This window comes from Paraburkholderia sp., assembly GCF_034668105.1.
Taxonomy (GTDB): Bacteria; Pseudomonadota; Gammaproteobacteria; order Burkholderiales; family Burkholderiaceae; genus Paraburkholderia.
On record NZ_JAXDPY010000319.1, the window covers coordinates 1 to 4,112 of the forward strand.

At 59.7% G+C, this 4,112-nt stretch carries 4 protein-coding genes; 2 read left to right on the top strand and 2 right to left on the bottom strand.

The window, feature by feature from the left end; genetic code table 11:
• Together QOC89_RS14640 and QOC89_RS14645 are read right to left on the bottom strand one after the other, a co-directional pair.
• A partial coding sequence (locus tag QOC89_RS14640) for a hypothetical protein (protein WP_323045664.1) occupies window positions 1-961 on the bottom strand: 961 nt, incomplete at its 3' end.
• A gap of 250 nt (window positions 962-1,211) precedes the next feature.
• Window positions 1,212-2,594 (bottom strand): EAL and HDOD domain-containing protein, encoded by a 1,383-nt coding sequence (locus QOC89_RS14645; protein WP_323045665.1) that lies wholly within the window; start codon window positions 2,592-2,594, stop codon window positions 1,212-1,214.
• A gap of 279 nt (window positions 2,595-2,873) precedes the next feature.
• Between QOC89_RS14645 and QOC89_RS14650 the strand changes: the two genes are divergently transcribed.
• A complete protein-coding gene (locus QOC89_RS14650) occupies window positions 2,874-3,611 on the top strand; it encodes an acetoacetate decarboxylase (RefSeq protein WP_323045666.1) in 738 nt (245 codons plus the stop codon).
• A 342-nt stretch (window positions 3,612-3,953) separates the two neighbouring features.
• On the top strand, window positions 3,954-4,112 hold a 159-nt coding region (locus QOC89_RS14655; protein WP_323045667.1), incomplete at its 3' end, for an acetoacetate decarboxylase family protein.

The window sequence follows — 4,112 nt, forward strand, 5'->3', positions numbered from 1 at the left end:
CAAGCCTCGGTTCAATAAAGTAGAGCGGCGATGCGCAGTCCTTTTTCGGCATCCCAACACTCTCGATGATCGTTCGCGAAGTACGCGATTGCATCGGCCTCGATCGGAGCTCCGCGAGATTGGCGAAATGAAAAGCCGTCGCACCGACGGCGGCGACAGCCAGCAGCACCAAGGCACTTTGAACCACACGGTCGGGTGCCGTCACCATCACGCTCCGATCGCGCCATCGAACCCACAGGCGTGTCATACACAGCACCAGAAGGGCGGACGATAACGCCGCAGCAAACACAAGCGCTAGCGTGCCCATATGCACGGGATGGAACACCTGATGGTCGTTCCACTGCATCGATAGCGATGCGATCACGTCAACCACGCACATGATGGTCAAGCACCGCGCCAGTCGAACATCACCGTTTGACTTCAATACCTGATGCTCAGTCTGACCAAGCCAGGCCGAAAGACTCTCCGCGATACGACGCGCACGAGCGTCGTTCTTCGTTTTGAAGATCGTGACCCGAGTGCCGCCGGTTGCACCCAGAGCGATACGCGACTTCTCCCGAAGCGGGCCTTTGCACACAAAGCGCCCACCATTGCTAGCGGGTCCGGCAAGGCACACAGCAGGTTTGACGCTGAAACGCACAAGTCGGTAGCCGCACCGCACCCGTCCCGCACGGTCGATCCGAACCGGTGAGCGCGTGAACCCTTGCGTGAAGAATCGATGCATGATCGCGGCGAAGCTGCAGAACGCTAATGGCAGCCAGCCCCACCAATTGTCGAAGGCTATTTGAAGCCGGAAGGCCGCAAAGAGCGTCAAGGTGAAAAATGCGCTGAGGAAAGTCAGCCAGATGCTGACAGCCAGATGTGCGATCCGGTATCCGCGTGAAAATCGAATCTCGAACGTGTCGTTCGTGGAGACGCAGGTTACCTTGTCGACGGCGAGATACTCGGAGGAAGCGGCCATGAATACGATAGAAGTAACGGAGGGACGGCGATCAATCCTTTCACATCGAAAGAATGGCCGCGAATCTATCGCATCGACCCAAAGTGCGCTATCGGGCAGTTCTGACAGGGTCGTAGGAATTTAAGGAAGTGAATGGCCTCAGCCCGCGCCCTTACGCTCGTTCACAGCATCACACGTCGTAAACGCAAAAACGGCGAAACCTTTGCTTCGCCGTTCCGGAATATCTTAGCTGCGCCTAGCCCTTCAATCCTTAATCCTCAATCCTCTCCAACCCCTCCGCACTCCGATCCGCGACCCCAGCCCACGCCGCCGCCGCCAACCCCAGCTCCGCGACCTCTTCCACCGTCAACGGCTGCAACCGCACACACAGGCTGTCGATCTCATCCCACGCCCCTCGTTCCAACGCCTCAACCACCGTCAGCAGCAACCCCAACACACCCTGCCGATGCAAAATGCCCGCCTGAATCGGCCGCGACAGCGTCAGCACATTCAACGTGCTTTCGAGTGGACCCCCAAACACCGCGTCGACAAACGAAAACACGCCGGTCAGAAACGCCGCATCGACTTCGTCGCGCCCCACCTCGGGCAAACGTTCGATGGCCAGTTCCATGAAGCGCGCCCGGGTCGCCGCGAGTTGCAGCAAGGGATCGTCTTCCAGCGCGACCTTGCGGCCGTCCGCGTAGAGCAGCAGCTGGGTCCAGCGGGCGATCCGATTGGTGCCGGTCGCATTGATCGCTTCGCGCAACGTACTGACCTTGTAGCCGACAGCGAGGCCGCTCGAATTCGCGAGCTTCATCAGGTGCATCACCAGCACGGGATTGAGCTTCAGTTCGGCTTCGAGTTGCGCGACGGTCGGCTCGCCCGCCAGCAGTTGCAGCAGATTCAGCAACGCATGGCGCGGCGCGCTGACACGCCGCGTCATCGACGTCTGCGGACGCGCGAAAAAGTAACCCTGAAAACGATCGAAGCCGAGTTCATGCGCCGTTTCGAAATCGTCCTGGGTTTCGATGCCCAGCGCGACCAACAGCTTGCCCGCGGACTTGAGCACGCTCGTCAGCTTGGGCAACAACGCCCGCGAGGCATGCATGAAATCGATCTTGACGACCTCCGCGTACGGCAGGAGCCTCGCGAACGTCTCGTTGGGCTGCGTCACTTCGTCGAGCGCAAAACGATAGCGGCGCCCGTGCAACTCAACGATCCGCGCGATCAGCGCGTCGTCGACCTCCATCGACGGCGACAGTTCGAGCATGAAACGCTCCGCCGGCAGCCGCAGGATCGAGTCGTCGAACAGCATCTCGGGGCTTACATCGACGTAAGCCGGATGCCCGGTGAGCGCACTGCGTACATTGTTGTGGATCAGGCCACGAACAATGGCGCGCACCAGTAACTGCGCCGGCTCAGGCGCGCGGCCCGGCAACGCGTCGGCATCCGCAGTTGAATCATCGGCATGGGCCGCAGCCGCGCCTGCGCCGGCTTCGCCAGCCGCTGGCAACGCGGGCGCGCGCACTTTGATCTCATAGCCGCACAGCATGCCGTCCCGATTCAGAATCGGCTGACGCGCGAAGCTGGCATTCAATTGTGCATCGGCCGTGGCGTCTGTCTGGCCCGGATTCTCGATTGCGATGGTGGTCATTCCGCTCCCCGCGAAGCGCCGCCCTGGCGCTTCCTGCCATATTTTGATTTTTGCTGCACCAATCGCGCGCATCCAGGCCTCTGGCCCCTCACGCGTGTGGTGCGGCGCGCCTGGCGATTTTAGCGCAGGCCACCGTGCACGGACATGACCACGCCGCAATATCTCGAAATAATTGGCTGCCCGTCTCAATGAAGCCCGGAAAAGAATCGACGATACTCTTGTGCAGTGCAAAAGCGTTCCATCGCCCGCGCTACCCGCCTTTAACCACCAAGGAAAATCATGGACGTCAAAAGCGTGCTGTCAAATGCCTTCGCGATGCCGATCACGAGCCCGGCGTTTCCAATGGGCCCCTATCGCTTCATCGACCGGGAATTCCTGATCATCACCTACCGCACCGATCCGGATAAACTGCGCGCCGTGGTGCCGGAGCCGCTCCGGATCGGGGAACCGCTGGTGCACTACGAATTCATTCGGATGCCCGATTCAACCGGCTTCGGCGACTACACGGAAAGCGGTCAGGTGATCCCGGTGTCGTACAACGGCGTGGCGGGTGGCTATACGCTCGCGATGTATCTGGACGACCATCCGCCGATCGCCGGTGGCCGCGAATTGTGGGGCTTTCCGAAGAAGCTCGCCAGGCCCGTTCTCGAAGTGCACACGGACACGCTCGTCGGCACGCTGGATTACGGCCCGGTGCGCATCGCCACCGGCACGATGGGCTACAAACATCGGCAACTGGATCTCGCCCAGCAACAGAAACGTCTGGAGACGCCGAACTTCCTGCTGAAAGTGATTCCGCACGTGGACGGCACGCCGCGTATTTGCGAACTGGTTCGCTACTACCTGCAGGACATCACCCTTAAAGGAGCATGGACAGGTCCCGCCGCGCTTCAACTAGCACCGCACGCGCTGGCGCCGGTGGCGGAATTGCCTGTGCTCGAGATCGTCGAGGCACGCCATCTGGTTGCCGATCTGACACTCGGGCTCGGTGAGGTGGTATTCGATTATCTGAAATAGCACTTACCACCCGACGCTTTCGGCGCCGCAGCGCGCCGAGCCATTCTGATAAACGGCCGCTTGCGGCCGTTTCTTATTTCCAGATGCCTAGTTAAGAACGAGTGCCAATAATCGAAAAGATTTGATGCTGGTATTGTGAATAATCAAAAGGACAGTGCACGCTAGAATCAATCCATCCCATCCCAGCCCAGGACCCGATCCATTCCCGCATCACAGATACGCCTTCCAACTTAAGGCCATCCTTTCATCATATTTACTTCGTTATACGAATGACATAACAAAGCACAAACCCATTCGAATAACGCCCCACCTTCCCTGCCACCACCAGAGACGACCCTCACCATGAAAATCAACTCCATTCTGCCCAATGCGTTTTCCATGCCGGTGACAAGCCCCGCCTTCCCCATGGGCCCGTACCATTTCGTCGACCGGGAATTCCTGATCGTCACGTATCGCACGGACCCGGCCAAGCTGCGCGCCGTCGTGCCAGAGCCACTCGAG

What these genes read in the sequence shown, in the direction of transcription:
- QOC89_RS14645 (WP_323045665.1), bottom strand. Translation starts at nt 2,594, where the DNA reads ATGACCACCATCGCAATCGAGAATCCGGGCCAGACAGACGCCACGGCC.
- QOC89_RS14650 (WP_323045666.1), top strand. Translation starts at nt 2,874, where the DNA reads ATGGACGTCAAAAGCGTGCTGTCAAATGCCTTCGCGATGCCGATCACG.